This is a genomic window from Butyrivibrio sp. FC2001 (assembly GCF_000424125.1).
Classification (GTDB): Bacteria; Bacillota; Clostridia; order Lachnospirales; family Lachnospiraceae; genus Butyrivibrio.
The window spans coordinates 61,999-81,634 of sequence record NZ_KE384133.1 but is presented as its reverse complement, the minus strand read 5'-3'; the positions used below and the strand labels follow the sequence as shown (position 1 = coordinate 81,634).

Annotated in this window: 15 protein-coding genes; 8 read left to right on the top strand and 7 right to left on the bottom strand. The window is 42.5% G+C overall.

What is annotated here, in order from left to right:
* Window positions 1-198: 198 nt before the first annotated feature.
* Window positions 199-1,260 carry a hypothetical protein gene (locus G601_RS0118050; protein ID WP_026666156.1) on the bottom strand — a complete coding sequence of 354 codons (1,062 nt, stop codon included), beginning with the start codon at window positions 1,258-1,260 and terminating at the stop codon, window positions 199-201.
* Between the two features lie 333 nt (window positions 1,261-1,593).
* On the opposite strand from G601_RS0118050, the gene G601_RS0118045 reads away from it, so the two are divergent.
* Entirely contained in the window at window positions 1,594-2,355 is a 762-nt protein-coding gene (locus tag G601_RS0118045) for a hypothetical protein (RefSeq protein WP_026666155.1), read from the top strand.
* Window positions 2,356-3,001: 646 nt separating this feature from the next.
* On the opposite strand, the gene G601_RS25410 is transcribed toward G601_RS0118045, so the two are convergent.
* The gene (locus G601_RS25410; protein WP_081673612.1) at window positions 3,002-4,609 is read right to left on the bottom strand and encodes a BspA family leucine-rich repeat surface protein; all 1,608 of its coding nucleotides are present in this window, start codon (window positions 4,607-4,609) and stop codon (window positions 3,002-3,004) included.
* 147 nt (window positions 4,610-4,756) lie between these two features.
* Here G601_RS25410 and G601_RS0118035 point away from each other — a divergent pair, with 147 nt between their 5' ends.
* Window positions 4,757-5,965 carry a putative glycoside hydrolase gene (locus G601_RS0118035; RefSeq protein ID WP_035791059.1) on the top strand — a complete coding sequence of 403 codons (1,209 nt, stop codon included), beginning with the start codon at window positions 4,757-4,759 and terminating at the stop codon, window positions 5,963-5,965.
* Between the two features lie 5 nt (window positions 5,966-5,970).
* Here G601_RS0118035 and G601_RS0118030 read toward each other — a convergent pair whose 3' ends face one another.
* Window positions 5,971-7,335, bottom strand: a complete 1,365-nt coding sequence (locus tag G601_RS0118030; protein WP_196808920.1) for an MATE family efflux transporter — start codon at window positions 7,333-7,335, stop codon at window positions 5,971-5,973.
* A 229-nt stretch (window positions 7,336-7,564) separates the two neighbouring features.
* On the opposite strand from G601_RS0118030, the gene G601_RS0118025 reads away from it, so the two are divergent.
* Complete coding sequence (locus tag G601_RS0118025) at window positions 7,565-8,431, top strand: AraC family transcriptional regulator (protein WP_026666151.1); 867 nt, start codon at window positions 7,565-7,567, stop codon at window positions 8,429-8,431.
* A gap of 160 nt (window positions 8,432-8,591) precedes the next feature.
* Window positions 8,592-8,897 (top strand): hypothetical protein, encoded by a 306-nt coding sequence (locus G601_RS0118020; RefSeq protein WP_026666150.1) that lies wholly within the window; start codon window positions 8,592-8,594, stop codon window positions 8,895-8,897.
* A 168-nt stretch (window positions 8,898-9,065) separates the two neighbouring features.
* On the opposite strand, the gene G601_RS0118015 is transcribed toward G601_RS0118020, so the two are convergent.
* Entirely contained in the window at window positions 9,066-10,862 is a 1,797-nt protein-coding gene (locus tag G601_RS0118015) for a carboxylesterase/lipase family protein (protein WP_026666149.1), read from the bottom strand.
* A complete protein-coding gene (locus G601_RS24025) occupies window positions 10,859-11,341 on the bottom strand; it encodes a hypothetical protein (RefSeq protein ID WP_051206020.1) in 483 nt (160 codons plus the stop codon). The genes G601_RS0118015 and G601_RS24025 overlap by 4 nt, the downstream gene beginning before the upstream one ends.
* A 207-nt stretch (window positions 11,342-11,548) precedes the next feature.
* Between G601_RS24025 and typA the strand changes: the two genes are divergently transcribed.
* Together typA and G601_RS0118000 are read left to right on the top strand one after the other, a co-directional pair.
* On the top strand, window positions 11,549-13,390 hold the full coding sequence (typA, locus tag G601_RS0118005) for a translational GTPase TypA (protein WP_026493242.1): 1,842 nt from the start codon (window positions 11,549-11,551) through the stop codon (window positions 13,388-13,390).
* A gap of 400 nt (window positions 13,391-13,790) precedes the next feature.
* Window positions 13,791-14,585 carry a class I SAM-dependent methyltransferase gene (locus G601_RS0118000; protein WP_026493243.1) on the top strand — a complete coding sequence of 265 codons (795 nt, stop codon included), beginning with the start codon at window positions 13,791-13,793 and terminating at the stop codon, window positions 14,583-14,585.
* A 527-nt stretch (window positions 14,586-15,112) separates the two neighbouring features.
* On the opposite strand, the gene G601_RS27015 is transcribed toward G601_RS0118000, so the two are convergent.
* Window positions 15,113-15,985 (bottom strand): GNAT family N-acetyltransferase, encoded by an 873-nt coding sequence (locus G601_RS27015; protein WP_081673610.1) that lies wholly within the window; start codon window positions 15,983-15,985, stop codon window positions 15,113-15,115.
* 331 nt (window positions 15,986-16,316) lie between these two features.
* On the opposite strand from G601_RS27015, the gene G601_RS24020 reads away from it, so the two are divergent.
* The gene (locus G601_RS24020; protein WP_051206018.1) at window positions 16,317-16,712 is read left to right on the top strand and encodes a response regulator; all 396 of its coding nucleotides are present in this window, start codon (window positions 16,317-16,319) and stop codon (window positions 16,710-16,712) included.
* 213 nt (window positions 16,713-16,925) lie between these two features.
* Window positions 16,926-17,471, top strand: coding sequence for a TIGR01440 family protein (locus G601_RS0117985; RefSeq protein ID WP_026666147.1), 546 nt, complete (start codon window positions 16,926-16,928; stop codon window positions 17,469-17,471).
* 71 nt (window positions 17,472-17,542) lie between these two features.
* Here the strand turns inward: G601_RS0117985 and G601_RS0117980 are convergent, their stop codons facing one another.
* Window positions 17,543-19,540, bottom strand: a complete 1,998-nt coding sequence (locus G601_RS0117980) for a glycoside hydrolase family 3 protein (RefSeq protein WP_026666146.1) — start codon at window positions 19,538-19,540, stop codon at window positions 17,543-17,545.
* Window positions 19,541-19,636: the final 96 nt, after the last annotated feature.

The following is a 19,636-nucleotide window of genomic DNA, read 5'->3' as shown; positions in this document are numbered from 1 at the left end:
CGCAGGGGAACCAACATAAATAATTGTTCGCGGGCAGACGTAACGACACCTAAAAGGCGTCCCCGCAGGGGAACCAACATAAATAATTGTTCGCGAGTAAACGTAATAATTCCCCTGCAAGTAATACCCGCAGGGGAACGTTAATATAAAATAACGCCAGGCACAAATTTGTCGTGCCTGGCGCTAATCTACCACAGTTTACAAAACCTGAGCATTTTCAAGATCAAGGCCATCCTCCATGGTTTCTTCTTCAGAAACAGAAGGCTCCTTTGTTTCTGTCAGAGATTCAGCAGCAGTTTCTTTGCTTTCATCATTATTGGACACAGACTCAGCGGCAATTTCTTCCTCTTCATCATTTTCTGTAGAAACTTCCTCGTAGCTATCGTCGCCCATAAGCTCCTTTAGCATCTGCTGTAGCATGAGCTGAATCATCTGCTGCAGTTCATCAAGAATCTGGCTTTTCTTATTTTGAGAAAGTGAACCGGTACCGGAATCGGAGTTGTCACTTCGAACACTCATAGCGGTCTGGCCTGAGTCTGAAGGAGAAGCACTGCTAAGATCCAAAAGCTTTGTGAAGAAGGTCTGCATCTGCTCAAACAGTTTCTTGGCACCTGAGAGGTTGCCGTTTTCCTGAGAAATCAAGCCAACCTTCAGAATATAATTGCCATTTTCGTTCATGTCTTCTGGCATGGCATCACGTACAGCCTGCATGGCATTGTCAGCCATTCCTTCAGTATCCCTTAGGTAGGCGCAAAGTGTTGCAAAGCCCGGGTAATCAGTGTCTGTCGGGTCAACGTTGTAGGGATCGATTTCTTTTGAGAACTTATTCCCATCCTTGTCTATCCCCTGAGCTGTATAAATGCGGTTAGGGCCATCCACCTTCACTGTAATCTGAAGATCCTGGCCGCCATTTTGGGCACTAAACACAGAATCCGTATCACCATTTTCAATAGCTGAAGTCATGTCATCGGGAATGTGGGCGGTGATTATTCTGGTGTAGGAGAGGAATGCACCGTTATTAAACAGATCAGTTTTTGTGCTCTGAACAGACAGATCATCCTCGTTTTCTTCTACTACATCTGCTTCGTAATCATCTACTTTATTGGTTGCAAGATTAAGAGCGGACATAAAAGAGGCATCTTCATTTTCACCCGTTTTGGCTACCTTCGCTCCAGCCTGTGACTGCGACGGATTTACCTTGAACGCCCCAAACGCCATGTAAACACTGCGATAACCGCTCATGCTGTCAATATTATCCATATGGTATCCTTTCTGCGTATCCTCTGTCAGTCAGATACGCGCCACTCTCCATAGGACCGAGTGGGTGCTGCCAATTTTTCCGATATCTCCTTCCAGGGACAAAAATCAAGCGCCCTAATGCAGTCCCTTTGCACTAAAGCGCTATCCTTAGCTTTTATATATTTCGGTCTCATGAAAGGAGAACATAATAGTAAAAATGTGAAGAATGTGTGTAGTTTTTGAGGCTGCCCGATGACGTTTGCTTTGAAAACATGGTATTATACCGATTGAAAATAAAACATCTATCCCGCAGGTAGGTGCTTTTGCAATAAATTCCGGGTAGGTGAGGATTGTATGAAAAAAGGTCTGAAAATATTTAGCATTGTGATTCTTAGCATTATCTCTGCCGTAGCAATTTTAGGTGCAATTGCTTTTGTTGTGATTATGGTGATTGCGCTTGATGCTGATCCTATAATAAGGGAGGCTTACCCTTCACCTAACGGTGATTGCCAGATTGAGGTGGTGGATTACTGGATGGATGATAAGGAATACGCCGTTTATCTCTATGTGGATTACCCCAATTGGTTAGGAAAATATCCGGAGCCTGGGAAGGAGGTTTCCTCCAAGGCTATACAAATCAAGGAATATTCCGGATTTGCCGAGAATGATTACCACGTTGTATGGACTTCGGATAACACCTTCGAAGTAACAGCAGCGGGTAATGATGAAGTTAAATTCATAAGGGGCGAGGTGACAGACCACCACTATACAGTGGAGCAGGGGAGCTATGAAATTGTCATGCGAGAGTCCTGGTTTGATGATTTTGAGATAAAGGATGGAAAAGTCTACGAGAGATGCACGATTCACGTAGAGAACACAATGGATGTACCCGCTGTTTTCGGGCTTGAAGGCAGAGATTGGGATGAAAAGGGGAAGCTTTTAGATTCGGAAGTGATCATCGCTGTTGATGAAAATGACAATGAAGCTGTTTTCAGAGTTGAGCCTAATACAACTGAAAATATTGAGGTGACGTTCGTTGGCGATAAGGGGCCTGAGGATACCAGAACCAGCAGGGAGCTTCCATCGATTTTAATATTCAGACCGGTTTACGAATAAGATGATAATGGAAGTGTCTTGCTGGAAAGCAGGGCACTTTTTTGTTAATTAGTATTGGGGTAGTTCCTCTGCGAGGATAGTTTACATTTGTGAGTTACGTCTAATCGCGAACAAGTCTTTGTATTGGTTGAAGTTTGGGATTGCTTTTTTGGGAGGCGTTACACCTATTTCTGAGATTTCTTCTATTCCGGATGAACGGTTCTGAAATTAGTATACGTTATTTAGTGAATATTATTTTGTTGTTAAGTCAGTATGTAGGCCTTTTGCTATACTGACTGATTTATTTTACCTACAGGTTATTCTGGCTTCCTTAATAAATGTGATTTTCTGAAATTCCTTACGCCTATAATCAACATTTCTGTCACACCGGTGTAACACCCCCTGAAATTCTATTCTATATTCTGTACATTTTCCGGCAACCGGTACGTCTATAATAACAATTGTTCGCGAACAGACGCAACGGCCGCTGTAAGATATATCCGCAGGGGGATCAATATCAACAATTGTTCGCGGATAGACGTACATCCCTCCGACACCTTATCCCCGCGAGTGAAATGCTATCATCATTTCATTCCATCAGAACAAAGCTACCATTAAAAAGATGCCTGCCGCATTGCGACAGGCATCTTACAAATTCTATTCTGTTTTATTTCACAGAAGCATTTGTCTGCTTTCTGATTGCTTTAACAAGCTTTTTCTTAGCTTTTCCTTTTGTTCCATTAACCTTGATAGTAGCGTCTTTATTTATCTTCTTGAATGCTCCCTTGCCAATAGTCAATGATGCATTTGCATTGATGGTTACCTTCTTAAGCTTTTTGCATCCCTTGAAAGAACTCTTTCCGATTGAAGTAACGCCGCTTCCAATAGTCAACTTCTTGATTTTCTTGTTGTTCTCGCAGGCATTTTCTGCAATATCTGTAACAGTATATGTAACGCCCTGGACAGTTACTTTTTCAAGAGAAGCCTTCTTAACCTTGTCAATTTTAATTACTGTTGCTTTTGCATTTTTTCCGATTGTATAAGTTACGCCATCAATTGTTACAGTCAGGGGGAGTTTTGAGTTTTTCTGACTACCACCATTGCCGGAAGCTGTCTTTTCATTTTCGGCATCAACGACATCCGGAACATCTTTATTTTTTAACACAATATATTTATGGCTCTTATTAGCTACCGGAAGCTTGGCATATACAGTAGAGTTATCGGCAACGCCATCGTTATTATCATCCAGAATCATCGCTCCAATAGGCTCACTTCTTATCATCCAGTAACCGGTAGAATAGTCATAATCCAAAGGCCTTACTATTTTCCTGGGAGCATATACGTTCTTCAATTTGTGACAGCAACTGAAGAAGTTTTCTATTTTCTTATCCTCTTTTATTGATGAAAGATCAAAAGAGCTGATATCAAGTGTCTGAAGGCTTGAACATCCCCCGAACATGAAAAGCATATCAGTTACCTTTGCAGTGTTAAAGCTTCTAAGATCAAGCCTTGTCAGACTTTTGCAATCGCCAAACATGATATCCATTTTTTTTACATTCGAAGTATTGAAATTGCTAAGATTAAGTGATGGTACCTTTTCCAAACCACGGAAGGTAGCATGCATATCTGTTACTTTTGAAGTATTCCATGTGCTTACATCTAACTGTTTTAAACTATGACAAAATGCAAAAAGCTGGCTCATTGTTGTTACATTTGAAGTATTAAAGTTAGTAGCATCAAGCTGTTCAAGATTAAAACAACCCATAAACATACTGAACATATTTGTCGGCTTGGCATTTTTAAAATATGTAGTATCCAATGCCTTCAAGCTGCTGCAGTGATAGAACATATCGGTCATGTCCTGGATATTTCTCATGTCGACAGCATTATTGAAATCAATACTTTCAACCTTTTTTAACCCGGTAAAGGCATGATCACTTGCTGCAGGAAACATGATTTTTGATGGACTGTAAATGTACACGATTTTCTGGTTGCTGTCATAATAGGCAGTAACATTTGAGCCGACTCCTTTTGTCTGAAAATTACCGGAAGGCGCCTTGTTGGTAAAAATGATTTTCTTCAGATTGTAATCAAAATCGTTATAGCTTTTACATGAAGAATTACCAAACTGTTTAAGCGCTACATTGAAATTAGCGCCATTAGAAAGCGTTCCTGCACCAGCAGCCCTGGAGTTTATGGATACGCACACCAATAAGACCATCACACACATGAGTGTAGTGATGAAGAACAATAGATTCCCCAAACGTTTTTTCATTTTTAAAATTTCCCCTTTGATTTTTATTCTGCGAATACGCAGTGTCCCCTCGCAATGAATGATTATAACAAATGTATATAAAGTGTAACAAGGATTTATTTATGCGCCTTTTTTTAGTACAATTGTGAATCGGAAAGTGGGGACATTATGAGAAAATTTTTAAGCATTGTTGCTCTGAGCCTGATATGGGGAATAGCTCTTAGCAATATAAATAGTATTAATTCAAAAGCAGTCGCAATTGAGATCAGCTCAGGTGATGCGGAGGAACCAATCGATACAAAGGAAGCTGATTCTTCAAAAACAGAAGTTTCTTCTGGATATTCAGATACAGACAATATATCAGTATCTTCCGGTGATGCAGGCCCTTCAGAGGACGATATCCACGGAATTTATGTCAGTGCACACGTTGCAGGAACCACAAGCATGATGGAAGAAATCATCCAGCACATAGATGAGACTAACATAAATGCAGTTGTCATTGACGTAAAAACAGACGAGGGCACAATCTCCTTCGATATGGATTCCGAGCTTATTGACGAGCTGGGCGTTGAGGATATTCTTGTAAAGGATATGCCCGGTCTAATGAATACACTTCACGAGCACGGCGTTTACACAATTGCAAGATGCGTTGCCTTCAGGGATCCTTTTATTGACAGTGTTAAGCCTGAATGGATGCTGAAAAATGCTGATGGCAGCGTGTATGAGGATGCCAAGGAATTTAATTGGATTGATCCAAGAGTTAAGGAAGCCCGCGACTATCTGATCGAGGTTGCGAAGGGCTGTAAGGCAGCAGGTTTTGATGAGGTTCAGTATGACTATGTGAGATTTCCTACCGGAATAAAGGAAGAGGATCTGGGAATCAACGGCTACGGCAGGCGCAGGGCGGTATATGGGTTCGTTCGCTATGCTCACGCTAACCTTAGAGCAGAGAATATGCCCTTATCTCTTGATGTTTTCGGAACAATTATAAATTCTGCCGTTGACAGTAACATCGTTGGGCAGGAGTATTCCTGGCTTTCCATGGACTGCGAGTACCTCTCACCCATGATCTATCCCTCTCATTACTATGAAGGCTCCATGGGAATTGATTATCCGGACCTTCACCCTTATGAGACCATAGATGGTGCCATGAAGAACTCTGATGCGGCATTAAAAGTGGTTAATCCCAAGGGCACACGCAAACAGGCCAAGGTTCGTCCATGGCTTCAGGGCTTTACTGCTTCATATCTTAGTAAATACAAGGACTACGGCGTAGAAGAGCTAAAGGACCAGATCAAAGCTGTGAATGATAACGGCGTATATTCCTGGATTATCTGGAATCCTTCATGTAAGTATCAGTGGGATGCTTTTAAATAAAATCCTCACTGCACCTGAACCTTCGCGTGCTGTCCGACGTTCCTTCTCTGGAAATAAGTCCAGTAACGAACCCATGCGGTAGCGCCGCTGAGGAACCATACGATTCCGGAGGAGAGCCATATTCCCATAGCGCCAAAGCCAAGGTAAGAGGTCATGAGAAGCGGAATTGTGAATCTGCCGATAACCTCGATCACTCCGTTGAACAGGGAGAAGAAGGCATCGCCGATTCCTGTGAGCACTCCGCGGACAACGTAGATCATTCCAAGAGCAAGATAGAACAGACTTGTTATCTTAAGTCCATTTGCGCCGAGGGCGATGACCTGCTCATCTGTCACGAACATACTGGTGATGGTTCTTCCGAAGAGTTGCATTGCTACGACAAGAACTGCAGTCAGCACAGCCATGATAAAGAGTCCTGTTTTGTAGCCTGCATATACGCGGTCATTTCTCTTGGCACCGTAGTTCTGCCCGCTGTAGGTTGAAAGTGAAGCGCCGAGAGTCTGGTAGGGCTGGTGGATCAGCTGCTCGATACGGTTTGTTGCTGTAAAGGCTGCTACAACAACAGTTCCGTAGGAGTTGACGATCCTCTGGACTGCCATGGCAGATATCGCGATAAGACTAAACTGAATCGACATGGGCACACCCAGGCGAACGATCTTGTAGGTCATATCGAAGGTTATGGACATGTCTTCCTTACTGAATCTGAAGTAAGGGTTAGTCTTATAAGCGTAAACAGCGCTAAGAAGCACGGAAATGAACTGTGCCAGCACTGTTGCAAGGGCAGCACCCAATATTCCGTATGAAAAAACGCAGACAAAAATGATATCCAGAACAATGTTGATAACTGTAGAAATAATAAGGAAATACAAGGGTGTTCTGGAGTCACCAAGGGCGCGCAGTACTGAGGACAAATAGTTGTACAAAGAGACAAACAAAAGTCCTACGCACATGTAGCGCACATACAAAATGGCATCAGAAAGAATAAGCTCCGGAGTACCCAAAAGCTTAAGCAGAGAGGGGGCCATCACAAAGCCAGTAACACCAAAAAAGACCGGAACAAGTAGCATTATAAGTCCGGTGTTTACTATACATTTTTTTACATTGCTATCATCATGTGCCCCATAGAACTGGGATACCACGATTCCGCCGCCACCGCCGATTCCGTTGCACAGAGCAAAGAACAGGAAGGTGATGGAAGTGGTCGCGCCTACTGCTGCGAAGGCATCTGAACCGATGAATCTTCCTACGATCACTGAGTCAGCGAGGTTGTATATCTGCTGGAAGATATTACCAATCAGGGTAGGTAGTGCAAACAGCAGAATGTGCCTTGCGGGGCTGCCCTTTGTCATATCTGTTATATTATTTTTCATTTTCAAAATCTCCATGAAAACATTTTTCAGTTTAGATGATTATAGTCCCACTGAAAAATAAAAATACTCAGTTGCTGTCATAAAAGTTATCATTTTTTGACATAATTGCACGACATTTGATTGTGTAAGTAATATAATGGTAAATGAGTGGCAACTAAGAAGTAGATGAAAGAGCGATATAAAGGCTTGTATTTATAGAGAATAAGAGCATAGACAGGGTATATAAAACATGGATTACAGCAATTACGAGATATACGATTTTGATCACTACAGCGCGTTTAACATGGCGACCGGCTACAAGGAGAGAAGCTACCAGATGCACTGGCATTCCTATGGTGAGATTCTGCTTGTTGGTCCCGGAAAAACGAATATATATATGGTCGGAAAAAATACTTATGAGCTTGTGCCGGATGATATAGTCCTGGTGTGGCCTATGGAAATGCATGCGATCGTGGATGCAGACAGGGAAAAGGCGATGGTTATACAGTTTTCAAACTCTTTCATGAACTCCCTTTTCGACCTTCAGAGGGTCATGCATCTGTATAGAAACCTCCATATTATCTGCGTGGAAGCCCATCCTGAGCTTGCGGCTAAGCTGAAGGTACTTATCGAAAAGATGAGGGATATCTTCTTTTCGGATAATCAGGAAAAGGAGATCAGGTGCTGCATGCTGCTGATGGAATTCATGCTGACGCTCCTTGAGCACAGAAATGAGCTTGCACCCGAGATGGACGAGGAGCCTTACGGCTATGCCGATGACGTTATGCAGCGCATGATAAGGGTCACCGATTATATCAAGAATAACCTCACAGCTGACGATCTCTCCCAGGGCACCATGGCTGAGATGGCAGGAATCAGCAGGGATTATTTTTCAAGGATATTTAAAAATGCCACCGGCATGAACTACAGCAAGTGGCTCAACATGATAAGGCTTGAAAAGGCATCGGAGCTCCTGACAGAGGATGGCAGAACCCTCACGGAGGTAGCCATGTTATCGGGCTTCCAGAGCATCCCCAGCTTTAACAGAGTGTTCCGCGAGGAGAAGGGCATGACCCCAAGGGATTACAGAGCGCTGTTTGTAAGTCAATCTGATTAAAAAACATGGCAGTCCGGAGTCACATTTCCGGATTGCTTTTTTTTACATATTCTGTATTGTATAATTTACATAAAAATAATCAGATACATGGATTTCCCAGAGGTGGAATGAGTATATTAGATTCAGACATAGAGGAGCGTGCTACGGAGGTAATAAAAAAATGGATACAGTTGTAAAAGAGGGATGGTTCAAGTTAAGTCTCCCTGAACAAATGGTTAACATTGGAAATGAAGTTAAAAGAGCAGTACGTTTCGATAAAGATAATGAAAAGAAAAGGAGTTTTATAGAGAAGGCTCTGCAGTATATGGAATTAACAATGAGTGATCCCAAGAATAATAAAGTGCTTCCAGAACTAAGGATGGGAAAGGAAGTACTAGAGGATTATATTGGAAATCATTACTTGAATTACACCAAGGAACAAATAAGAGATTATTATTTAAGCTTTGTTTATATGCTTAAAGCATAATAGACAATATATATAATTATGACAAAATTTCAGGAGCAGTACTTTAGGGGATCCTTGATCAGGATTAAGGAAACGTAATGCAAATGACTAAATTGCCATCTGTCAGAAATAAAACGGAGATAATAGCTTAGAAGAAATAGCTGTTATCTCCGTTTTATTTCATTAGAATCAGTATCCCTGATAGGCATCGATCACCTTGTTCAGCTCCTTGTATGGATTGACGATGAGCCGGATTGTGTCGTTCAGCTCAAGTAGCTGGTCCTCCTCGCTGTTCCACTGTGGCCAGTGGGGAAGTCCGCCTTCATTGGGATCACCGGTCTTGGCGAAGTTGGTCCAGTAGCTCACCATGAGCTCAGAGAGTGCTTCGTCCTTTTCGCTGTACATTCCGGGATGGCGCCAGAGATTGCCGTAGGCGTAGACCATCTCACCGGCATGGTTATTGCTTAAGTACTTATTTGTTTTTGTGAAAAAGTACTGATATACAGGCTTTCCCTGCTGCTCCATGTACCTGCTCCATACAAAGTGGCTGTAGGAAAACCAGGCATCACTGTAGATAAAATTGGCACTTCCCTTGGCTTCTCCGCCGGCATCTATGATAAATGCCTCATCGCGGGTTATGCTTTCGGGAGGAACTACGGCAATAGCCTTTCTTGTGTAGGTTCCAAGAACCGGTACCAGTACCTGTTCGTAGTTGTCGTTTGTAACCTCGGTATCGAGCATGAAGGCATCTGCTTCCTTTAAATTGGAGCCGTTTAAAAGCGCCTGCTCGTGATTTTTGCCCTTTTCGTAGGTGAGGTAGGGCGCTTCCGTTATGGCGTAGCCATCGATGCACATGCTGTCATTTACGGAGCTTGTGGTTATCAGCTTTTTAGCGCTTACCTTTCGGAGATCCTCAATATTTTTAGCCCTGAATTCCTCCATGACTGTCTTGCCCTCTTCAAGAGCTTCCGGCATGGTGCGGAAGGTGTGATAGGGCTTCTTTACAGCAATTCCGCTGCTTTCTGCGATTGCCCTTACGAAAAGTCCCTCAGTCAGAGGAGATACGCACAGCGCATTTACGCTGGAGGAGCCTGCGGATTCACCCGCAATCGTGATGTTATCGGGATCGCCACCAAAGGCGCCAATATTTTCATGCACCCATTTTAGTGCCATTATCTGATCGAGAAGTCCGTAGTCACCGGTGGTTCCATTGGGGGATTCAGCCGCCAGCTCGTCATTTGCCATGTAGCCCAAGACACCAAGTCTGTATGCAAAATTGACCAGGATGACACCCTTTTTAGCGAAACTTTCTCCGCGATATTCCGTATAAAATGACTGGCCTGTGGTGAGGGAACCGCCATGTATGAAAAATACTACAGGGAGCGGTTCACCTGCGTAGTCAGCAGGCGCGAAAACATTCAGATAAAGGCAATCCTCGCTCATGGCATTTTTATACTGATCATTCAGTGAAAACCTGTAATCATGGGTACCAAGAATGCTTGAAAGAGAGGAGAGAAGCGGCGGAGAAACAGGCTGCATTGCCATGGGACCAAAAGTGTCGCAGACTCTTACGCCTTCCCACTTTTCAGGGGCCTCTGGCTCCTTCCAGCGAAGCTCGTCGATGGGTGGCTTGGCGTAGGGGATTCCTGCGAATATCTGAACCCGCTGATCCTCGCTGTACACTCCCGTAAGGTCGCCCTGAGCCACATGAACAACCTCGGTGGCCTTGGGATTTTTATAGGTCACTGCCGGTGTCAGCTTTTCCGGAGGCGCAGTCACCAGATAGTTTATTAAAAGAGTAAGCCCTAAAACCGCTGAAGCTATGACAAGCCTCTTAAAGTTCCACTGGTCCTTCTTTTTCAGGAAAAATCTGACACAGAAAAATGCCGCAAAAAGAAATATACCGACAGCACATCCTGCCAGTATATTCTTAGAAAGCTCAAGTAAACATATGTAAATAGCTGCTATTATTATCAGTAAAATCATTTCTTTTCATCTTTCATGAATTGCATCTTGTTGTCGCCGGCTGCCTTAGGCTGAGCGATAGCAACGCCAATCTGCTCGGATCTCTTCTTGTCGCGCATGCACTGCGGACAGATGGTTCCGAAGTTGGTAGGGGTTCCGCAAACCTGACAGTAGTTTCCCATGATTATCTGCTTCATGCTGGGGTCGTCCTTGTACTGGATGCGGCCCTGCTTTATCCACTCCTTTACCTTGGAGAGAGGGAGATTGAAGTGCTCAGCAACCTGGTAATCCTTGACGTCGTTTGCACGGATGTAATCGCGGACATCACAAAAAAGCTCCTGCTCAGCGCACTTTGGACAAAGGTTCTTTTTCGAATCCTTCAGGAGCCTTCTGCCACAATTCAGGCATACCCTGGTCTGCGGCTCATTGTCTTTATGAAGTTTGAGTTTATCACCCTGAAGAGCTTCAAATCTTTTCAGGTTCTTCTCATAATCATCCATACTTATATTTTAAATCGTATAGAATCAAATTTAAATATGTGACAAGCAGTTTATATTTATTTAATGATATTGCGGTGTTTTATTTTATTGCATATGATAATACCTCGTGATATACTTACTGAGTTTTGAAAACAAATAACATTGATTTCCTATTATTAATAGTAACAATGTCCAATCAATAGAAGCATTTATGTACGGAGGAAAACCATGAAACAGACAAGAAACGATGTCAGAAACGTAGCAATTATCGCCCACGTCGATCACGGTAAAACAACACTGGTTGACGGACTGCTTAGACAGAGCGGAGTATTCCGTGAGGGCCAGGACGTCGTAGAGCGTGTTATGGACTCAGGCGATATCGAGCGTGAGCGTGGAATCACCATCATGTCCAAGAACACAGCCATCAGCTATAAAGACATTAAGATCAACATTATCGACACACCCGGCCACGCAGATTTCGGTGGAGAGGTAGAGCGAGTTCTTAAGATGGTTAATGGCGTTATTCTTGTTGTTGACGCTTTCGAGGGTGCAATGCCCCAGACCAAGTTCGTTCTTGGTAAGGCCATGGAGCTTAAGCTTCCCGTAATTGTTTGTATAAATAAGATCGATAGACCTGAGGCTCGTCCTAACGAGGTTATTGATGAGGTTCTTGAGCTTCTTCTTGACCTTGGTGCAGATGATAAGCAGCTTGACTGTCCTTTCGTATTCGCATCTGCTAAGGCAGGTATTTCATCAATGTCACTTGATGAGCCCGGAAGCGACCTTAAGCCTCTTCTTGACACTATCATCAACTACATCCCTGCTCCTGTAGGTGATCCTGATGCCAGCACACAGATGCTCATCAGCACAATCGATTACAACGAGTATGTTGGTCGTATCGGTGTAGGAAAAATTGATAACGGTACACTTAAGGTTAACCAGGAGGTTGTTATCGTCAATCACCATGAGCCTGATAGAATGATCAAGACTAAGGTAAGTAAGCTTTATGAGTTTGAAGGCCTTGGCAAGGTTGAGGTTCAGGAGGCAGGAATCGGTGCAATCGTTGCTGTATCCGGTATTTCAGAGCTTAAGATTGGTGATACACTTTGTGCAGTTGATGCTCAGAATGCTATTCCTTTCCAGAAGATTTCCGAGCCTACAATTTCAATGAACTTCATCGTTAATGATTCACCTCTTGCAGGCCAGGAAGGTAAATATGTAACATCACGTCACATCCGTGACCGTCTTTATAAGGAGCTTAACACAGACGTATCCCTCAGAGTTGAGGATACAGATACCACAGAGACCTTCAAGGTTTCAGGACGTGGTGAGCTTCACCTTTCAGTTCTTATCGAGACAATGCGTCGTGAGGGCTATGAGTTCGCAGTAAGTAAGGCTGAGGTTATCTACAAGACCGACGAGAACGGCAAGAAGCTCGAGCCTATGGAGAAGTGCTACATCGACGTTCCCGAGGAATTCTCAGGAAGCGTTATCCAGAAGCTTGGTGAGAGAAAGGGTGAGATGATCAACATGGGACTTGCAAACGGCGGTTACACACGCCTTGAGTTCCTTATCCCTTCAAGAGGACTTATCGGTTACAGAGGTGAGTTCATGACAGATACCAAGGGTAACGGTATCATGAACACAATCTTTGATGGATATGCTCCTTACAAGGGAGATATCTCCTATCGTAAGCAGGGTTCACTTATCTCTTTCGAGACAGGTGAAGCCGTTACTTACGGTCTGTTCAATGCACAGGAGCGTGGACAGCTCTTTATCGCTCCCGGCGACAAGGTTTACTCAGGAATGGTAATCGGTACATCAGGTAAGAGCGAGGACATCGAGGTTAACGTTTGTAAGACAAAGCACCTCACAAATACAAGAACCTCTTCAGCAGATGAAGCTCTTAGACTTGTTCCTCCGCGTATCATGTCACTTGAGCAGTGCATCGACTTTATCGATACAGACGAGCTGCTTGAGGTAACACCTATGACTCTCAGAATCCGTAAGAAGATTCTTGATCCTACTCTTAGAAAGAGAGCAGGCTTCGCTGCTAAAAACAAAAAGTAAAGAATAATAAACAGTGCCCTGGCAGATGCATCTTCACTTCCAGCCTCCGATAAGCTTCGCTTAAATCGGCTGGGCAGTGAACATACATCCGCCAGGGCTTTTTATTACCCTTTAGACATTAATGAGCTTGTAAAAGACAGGGAAAATGCTGACTTCCAGAAATGAATCAGTAAGTATGCAGAGCGGTTTAAGGATATCTCAGATCTTCAGGATATACCGACAGCGCCCTGCTTCTATGATCCGATTCGTCCGGTTTATGTGAGAAAATTCTTCCACGAGATTTTCTTTGGTGTATAGGGAAGTAGCATAAATTATTGTGTCAGAAAGATATACTTGACAGTATATTTTGCGACAATTATAATCGTGTCTAATTATTTTCAGAAAATTGGAGGAGCAAAGTATGGAAAAAAGAGAGACGATTGTAAAGGGTTTTTATGCGAAATATCCGGAGGAAAACAGGCTGGATGCTTCCAGGCAGGGACAGGTTGAGTACATAACCACCATGCACTATATCCACAAATATTTAGGTGAAGGCAAAAAGGTTGCCGAGATAGGTGCAGGCACAGGAAGAATTTCTATAGCACTTGCTAACGAAGGCTTAGACGTAACAGCGATTGAATACTCTGATTCCAATTTTGATAAACTCCAAAAGAATGCAGAAGGCATTGATAACATTAAGACATATCACGGTGATGCGGTAAATCTTAATATGCTTGAAGATGAAAGCTTTGATATGACACTTTTGTTTGGACCAATGTATCACCTCTATACAGAGGAAGAGCAGCTGGCAGCGCTCAGAGAAGCAAAGCGTGTAACCAAGAAGGGCGGTGTTATCCTCATTGCATTCATTTCTGTTTATGCGATCATGGACACTAACTATCTGTGTAACCAGTGCGGAACCTTCCAGGAAGGATTTCGTGAGAACTTCACAGAAGATTTCAAAAACAGACATTTCGCGGAGCAGCTTTTTACTGGCTTCGATATTGTTGAATTCGAGGAACTGCTTGGTAAGACACCGCTTGAAATCATAACTACTGCCGCTACGGATGGTGTTCTTGAGCTTGCACAGGGCCGCAGCGACTTTGACTTAGACGGAGAGAATTTTGATAAGTACGTCAAATATCATCTCGCATTTTGTGAGAAGCGAGAGCTTCTAGGTCATTCCAGCCATTTGCTGACTGTATGTAGGAATTAGTAATTAGTTTAAACAATAAGAGCTGGTTATCACAGTATGGTGATAGCTGGCTTTTTTTGAGAGGATGAAGTGTGGCGTTTAGAAAGGCGTTACACCAGGTTGTGAGAACATTGAATACTGGTTGCCTGCGGGTGTGACGTTCAGGAAGAAGTTACGTCTAATCGCGAACAATTGTTATCAGAGACGCACCAGATGTCGGGAAATTTACAAGATTAAGAATAGTTTTACAGATGGAGTTGAGTCAGGATGCTCTATAATGGGAGCGTAGGATGAACAGTTTTAGAGATGATGGATTTTGAGGATATGCTTGAGCTGATTCCAATGGATGATTTTCATCCAGTTCATTCAAGTTTTAAAGAATTGACTGAACGCTAGCTTTAAATATACGCAATAACGTTAATGTATTTAGAAATCGTTCAGTCTATGAAATGACTTGTTCGCGCGCTGACGTAACGGTCCCCGAATATCAGCCCCCGCAAGCAATCGATTTGGGATATGTTCACGAGTCGACGTATCATCTGCTGACTCTACTCTAATACATATTCAAACCACTCATCATCAACCTGTACAAATCCAACAGAGGTAAACATTCGCTGGCTCTGGGTATTAAAGGAATAGATATTGGCTTTGACCTTATCCATTCCATTCTCCTTTGCAAGCGCGATCATATCAAGAATGCATCTTCTTCCAATGTGCTTGTTTTGATACTCCTTGCAGATTACGATTGCAAGCTCGGCATTGTCCCTAAGTGATACATCTCCCACAAGCTTTCCTTGATAGCTGATATAGTAGCAGCACCCATGACTACTGAGGAAATCGTACATGGCATGTAAATTATCAATATCATAAACGTGGTCGATGTTGTCGACCTGCTTGCAGACATCAGGATCCTGATACCAGGGAAGGGATTCCTCGTCATTTCTGTAGTACGGAATGAGAGTAACATCTTCGTCGATTACACGATAGCAATTAAGTCTGAAAATATCGCATCCATCGCGGCATCCATCATATACAAAGCCGTATTTTTGAGCGATGTGCTTTGTGATCTGCTGCTCGGGACTGCATTCTATGATGGCATTTTTTCCAGTAAGTCTTACCTTGTCGCAGAGTATTTCTGTAAGTTTGCAGGCATAACCTTTTCCCCAGGCGGATTTGTTCAGAATCCATCCTATTTCAATAGAATCCTGCGCATACTCATGATAGATGACATATCCGATATAGTTTCCGGCATCGTCCTCCGCTGCATATATAAGAGGTGTCTCGGTAAGAGCTGCTTCCTTAAGAAAATTCTCAGTTTTTTCAAGATTATATGGCTCTTCAATATATTTCATTACATCAGGATCAGAGATTGTTCCGTAAAGATTCATCAGATCTGATTCAGTCATTTTTCTTGTATTCATAATTTATTATTTTCCGAAAAGTATGATATTTGCCTCAAAATAAGACCTTATTATTATATCTTTTTTTGTATAATAGGAAAGAAGCTAGACTATCAGAGAGGCTATTTTCACAATGGCGGGCTGGATATCAACGATGCCATAAGGGCTTATGCAAATGCAAATAAATAAAAATATGGCAGTTGAATTCGAACGTTCACGAATTAATAAATGGTATTTTGTAGTTATTTTACGGATTTTTAATAGATTTCCTTCTAAAAATTCGATAAGATATATATAGAGTCACCATGCAATTTAATTCTATTGTCTTTTTCTGAAAAATGGAGAGTGAATTATGTTTGAGAAGTCCATTCTGGTAGTAGATGATGATGATATGGTCCTTATGGTGCTTGAGAGGATACTTTCCCAGGAGTTTAAGGTCTATACTGCTGAGTCCGGCGAAAAGGCGCTGGAGGAATTCGATCAGCATCGGCCTGATATAATTCTGGCTGATTATATGATGCCCAAGATGAATGGCTTCGACATGATGGATAAGCTTCATGAGAAATACGGTCGTGGCATTTTCACGATTTTCATGACTGCAAATGATCAGGAAGATACTGAGATTGAAGTGTACAAGCACGGAGCGCTTGCCTTTCTCAGAAAGCCTATAAAAGCGGATGAGCTCCTGACTACCATCAGATCAAGTATGGAAAAGCTCGAGGCAATGAGGAAAAACAGTACACAGTAATAATGTTGAAGTGATAAAGCACCATCCTAGGCAACGGGATGGTGCTTTTTTAGGGAATTATTCTGAAAATTGACGAGCAATATATTTCAGAGTTGGTTCACTGTTTGACAAATTCACTGGAGCTTACGATAATAATTCAGTACTGAAAAGTCAGATTTAAATTATTAGCTGGAGCAAGAATTTTGTCCCAGACTTTATTATCAGAGGTGAAATATGTACGAGGAACTTACACAGCAGGCATCAAAGGTTACTGAAGAATTATGTGAAAAAGCAAAGCTGAAGAAAGGACAGATCCTTGTCATTGGCTGCTCAACATCAGAGGTTTGCGGTGATACTATCGGCACCGGTTCTAATCTTGAAGCGGCAGAAGCAGTTTTTTCAGGAATTTATTCAGTTACACAAAAGCATGGAATTTATCTTGCAGCACAGTGCTGCGAGCATCTTAACAGAGCCATAATAATAGAGGCTGATGCAGTTCCCGGACAGGATATAGTCAATGTGGTTCCCCAGCCTAAGGCAGGCGGATCCTTTGCAACTACTGCTTACAAGACCTTTGAGCATCCGGTTGCAGTTGAAGAGATAAGAGCTGATGCAGGTCTTGATATCGGCGACACTCTCATCGGAATGCATCTTAAGAAGGTTGCAGTTCCCTTAAGACTTGAAAATAGGGAAATCGGACAGGCACATATCACCGCCGCAAGAGTACGTCCTAAATTCATCGGCGGAATACGTGCAAAGTATGATGAGACATTGGAGTGAAAGAATGTCCCCTCCTTACTGGTTATCCAGTAAAGAGGGGACATATAAGTTTGAGGAAGTCTCTAAATGATTTAATCTGTTATGCCAAAACCTCTATTGTATAGATAAGTATCTTTGTAGATCAGGGTACCATCGCTGTTTTCCTTAACTTCTGGTACATTTACAGGTAGATGACCCTGCGGTTTGTTTGCACCAAATATTGTTTCCATTGCAGCGATGATATTGGCATTCATAGCCTTCATACCTGTACCGCTGTCTGTTTTTTCTGTAGGGTCAGTACCAAGCCCGGATCCCATATATGCAAGGACTATAGCATCTGCATCTGTGAAAATAGCAGCATCATAGGGGAGATTTGAGCTTAAGAGTATGAATTTTCCGCCTGCGGCATGAGTATCTTCAATAGCACTCGACACACCAATGTACTGCGGGTTTTCTTTATCAAGAGCGCTGTTATTGCTTGCATAGGAAAGGCCTATTACAATATCCGAGGAGGATATTTTTTCCTTCATATCATCCGGATAGTGAAGCTGGACATCTGCTGAAGAATCATAGTAATAATCAATATTTATGTTAGCATCGTCAGCTATAAAATTATTTTTTTTCAATTCATTTACTACGTATTGCAAAGTGTTGGCGTCTGTACTCTGTCTTCCCAGAACAAATATATTTTTTGTATCCTTTGAAACAGGAAGAGTATTGCCTTCATTTTTAACAACAGTAATGGCTTCTCTTGCCATTTTAATTTCCGCATCATGATGTTCCCGAGAGCCAACCGTAGTAATGCTGTCGGCCACCTTTTTTTCAATGTCAGGAGTCTCATCATCATACATTATTCCGTATTTGAGCTTGAGAGTCAGGATACGCGTTACACTTTCATCGATTGTGTCCTGACTGATTTCGCCGGATTCAACCTTAGAGGCTATTCCTGATATATATCCATCATAGAAGGCTATTGCTTCTTCGTTTTTCATATCAAGGGGAATCAGCAAAAGATCGACATCGCTGTTGATGACCTCTTTGGCAATGTTTACGCTGTACTCTACATAATTTGTTCCACCCGGAACAATTCCTGAGTTACTTATAGCGTCCATCTCCAGTGCATCGGTGACGACAACTCCGTTAAAACCAAGATCTGTTCTGAGGATATCGGTTATCATTTTGTGGGACATGGTGGCAGGGTAGAAGCCCTTTGTAACACCATCTCCAAAGGTCTTTTCCTCGTCGATCAGAGGATAGGTTATGTGGGCGGTCATTATCATGTCAGCGCCGGCGTCAATAGCAGTTTTAAAAGGTACAAGCTCTGTTTCCTTTAGTTCATCATAGGTCTTTTCCACGGAAGGGGTGCCTATATGACTATCTACATCTGTATCACCATGACCGGGGAAATGCTTGTATGCTGCAATTATATTGCTTTTTTCCAGCCCTTTTACATAAGAGATTCCAAGCGCAGCAACTGTATTGGGGTCATCTGAAAAAGATCTTGTTCCGATAACAGGATTATTAGGAGCGCTATTTACATCTATGTCAGGTGCAAAATCAGTATTGAAACCAACAGCTGACATCTCTTCTCCGATAATCATGCCTGTTATTTCTGCATTGTTTTCGGCATCGGAAGTTGCTCCTATTGCCATATTTCCTGTCATACGGGTACCAGAGGTCAGCCTTATTACAATACCGCCTTCTTCATCAACAGATGTCAGATAGGGTATGTGCGTAGAAACACCTTCTATATTTCTGTTGTTCTCCTGAAGGTCATGTATTAGTCTTGTGATCTGCTCGTTTCCGGTAATGTTTTGACGAAAAAGGCATAATCCACCATATTGATGGCGCCTTAGAGCTTCGCTGATTTGGGGAACGGCATTTATATCTGTAATATTTTCTTCGTTCCAGGTGCGGATTGCGGGAATGATCATCTGAGAGATCTTTTCATCAAGAGTCATTGTTTGGACTATTTGTTTTGCTCTGGCTTCAGGTTCCTGGCTTGAAGAATAGCCGGTCAATACAAATGAACCAATGAGTATGGAAAGGACAAGTAACACGGATAACATTCTGGAAAATTTAGATTTCATTTTCTGAATCCTCCTGGGTATTGTACTTTGAACTATATGACAATGATATTTTATCATTTGTGCTGTGACATAAATCATGACCGGCGTTTATTTAAT

What these genes read in the sequence shown, in the direction of transcription:
- G601_RS0118050 (WP_026666156.1), bottom strand. Translation starts at nt 1,260, where the DNA reads ATGGATAATATTGACAGCATGAGCGGTTATCGCAGTGTTTACATGGCG.
- G601_RS0118045 (WP_026666155.1), top strand. Translation starts at nt 1,594, where the DNA reads ATGAAAAAAGGTCTGAAAATATTTAGCATTGTGATTCTTAGCATTATC.
- G601_RS25410 (WP_081673612.1), bottom strand. Translation starts at nt 4,609, where the DNA reads ATGAAAAAACGTTTGGGGAATCTATTGTTCTTCATCACTACACTCATG.
- G601_RS0118035 (WP_035791059.1), top strand. Translation starts at nt 4,757, where the DNA reads ATGAGAAAATTTTTAAGCATTGTTGCTCTGAGCCTGATATGGGGAATA.
- G601_RS0118030 (WP_196808920.1), bottom strand. Translation starts at nt 7,335, where the DNA reads ATGAAAAATAATATAACAGATATGACAAAGGGCAGCCCCGCAAGGCAC.
- G601_RS0118025 (WP_026666151.1), top strand. Translation starts at nt 7,565, where the DNA reads ATGGATTACAGCAATTACGAGATATACGATTTTGATCACTACAGCGCG.
- G601_RS0118020 (WP_026666150.1), top strand. Translation starts at nt 8,592, where the DNA reads ATGGATACAGTTGTAAAAGAGGGATGGTTCAAGTTAAGTCTCCCTGAA.
- G601_RS0118015 (WP_026666149.1), bottom strand. Translation starts at nt 10,862, where the DNA reads ATGATTTTACTGATAATAATAGCAGCTATTTACATATGTTTACTTGAG.
- G601_RS24025 (WP_051206020.1), bottom strand. Translation starts at nt 11,341, where the DNA reads ATGGATGATTATGAGAAGAACCTGAAAAGATTTGAAGCTCTTCAGGGT.
- typA (WP_026493242.1), top strand. Translation starts at nt 11,549, where the DNA reads ATGAAACAGACAAGAAACGATGTCAGAAACGTAGCAATTATCGCCCAC.
- G601_RS0118000 (WP_026493243.1), top strand. Translation starts at nt 13,791, where the DNA reads ATGGAAAAAAGAGAGACGATTGTAAAGGGTTTTTATGCGAAATATCCG.
- G601_RS27015 (WP_081673610.1), bottom strand. Translation starts at nt 15,985, where the DNA reads ATGAATACAAGAAAAATGACTGAATCAGATCTGATGAATCTTTACGGA.
- G601_RS24020 (WP_051206018.1), top strand. Translation starts at nt 16,317, where the DNA reads ATGTTTGAGAAGTCCATTCTGGTAGTAGATGATGATGATATGGTCCTT.
- G601_RS0117985 (WP_026666147.1), top strand. Translation starts at nt 16,926, where the DNA reads ATGTACGAGGAACTTACACAGCAGGCATCAAAGGTTACTGAAGAATTA.
- G601_RS0117980 (WP_026666146.1), bottom strand. Translation starts at nt 19,540, where the DNA reads ATGAAATCTAAATTTTCCAGAATGTTATCCGTGTTACTTGTCCTTTCC.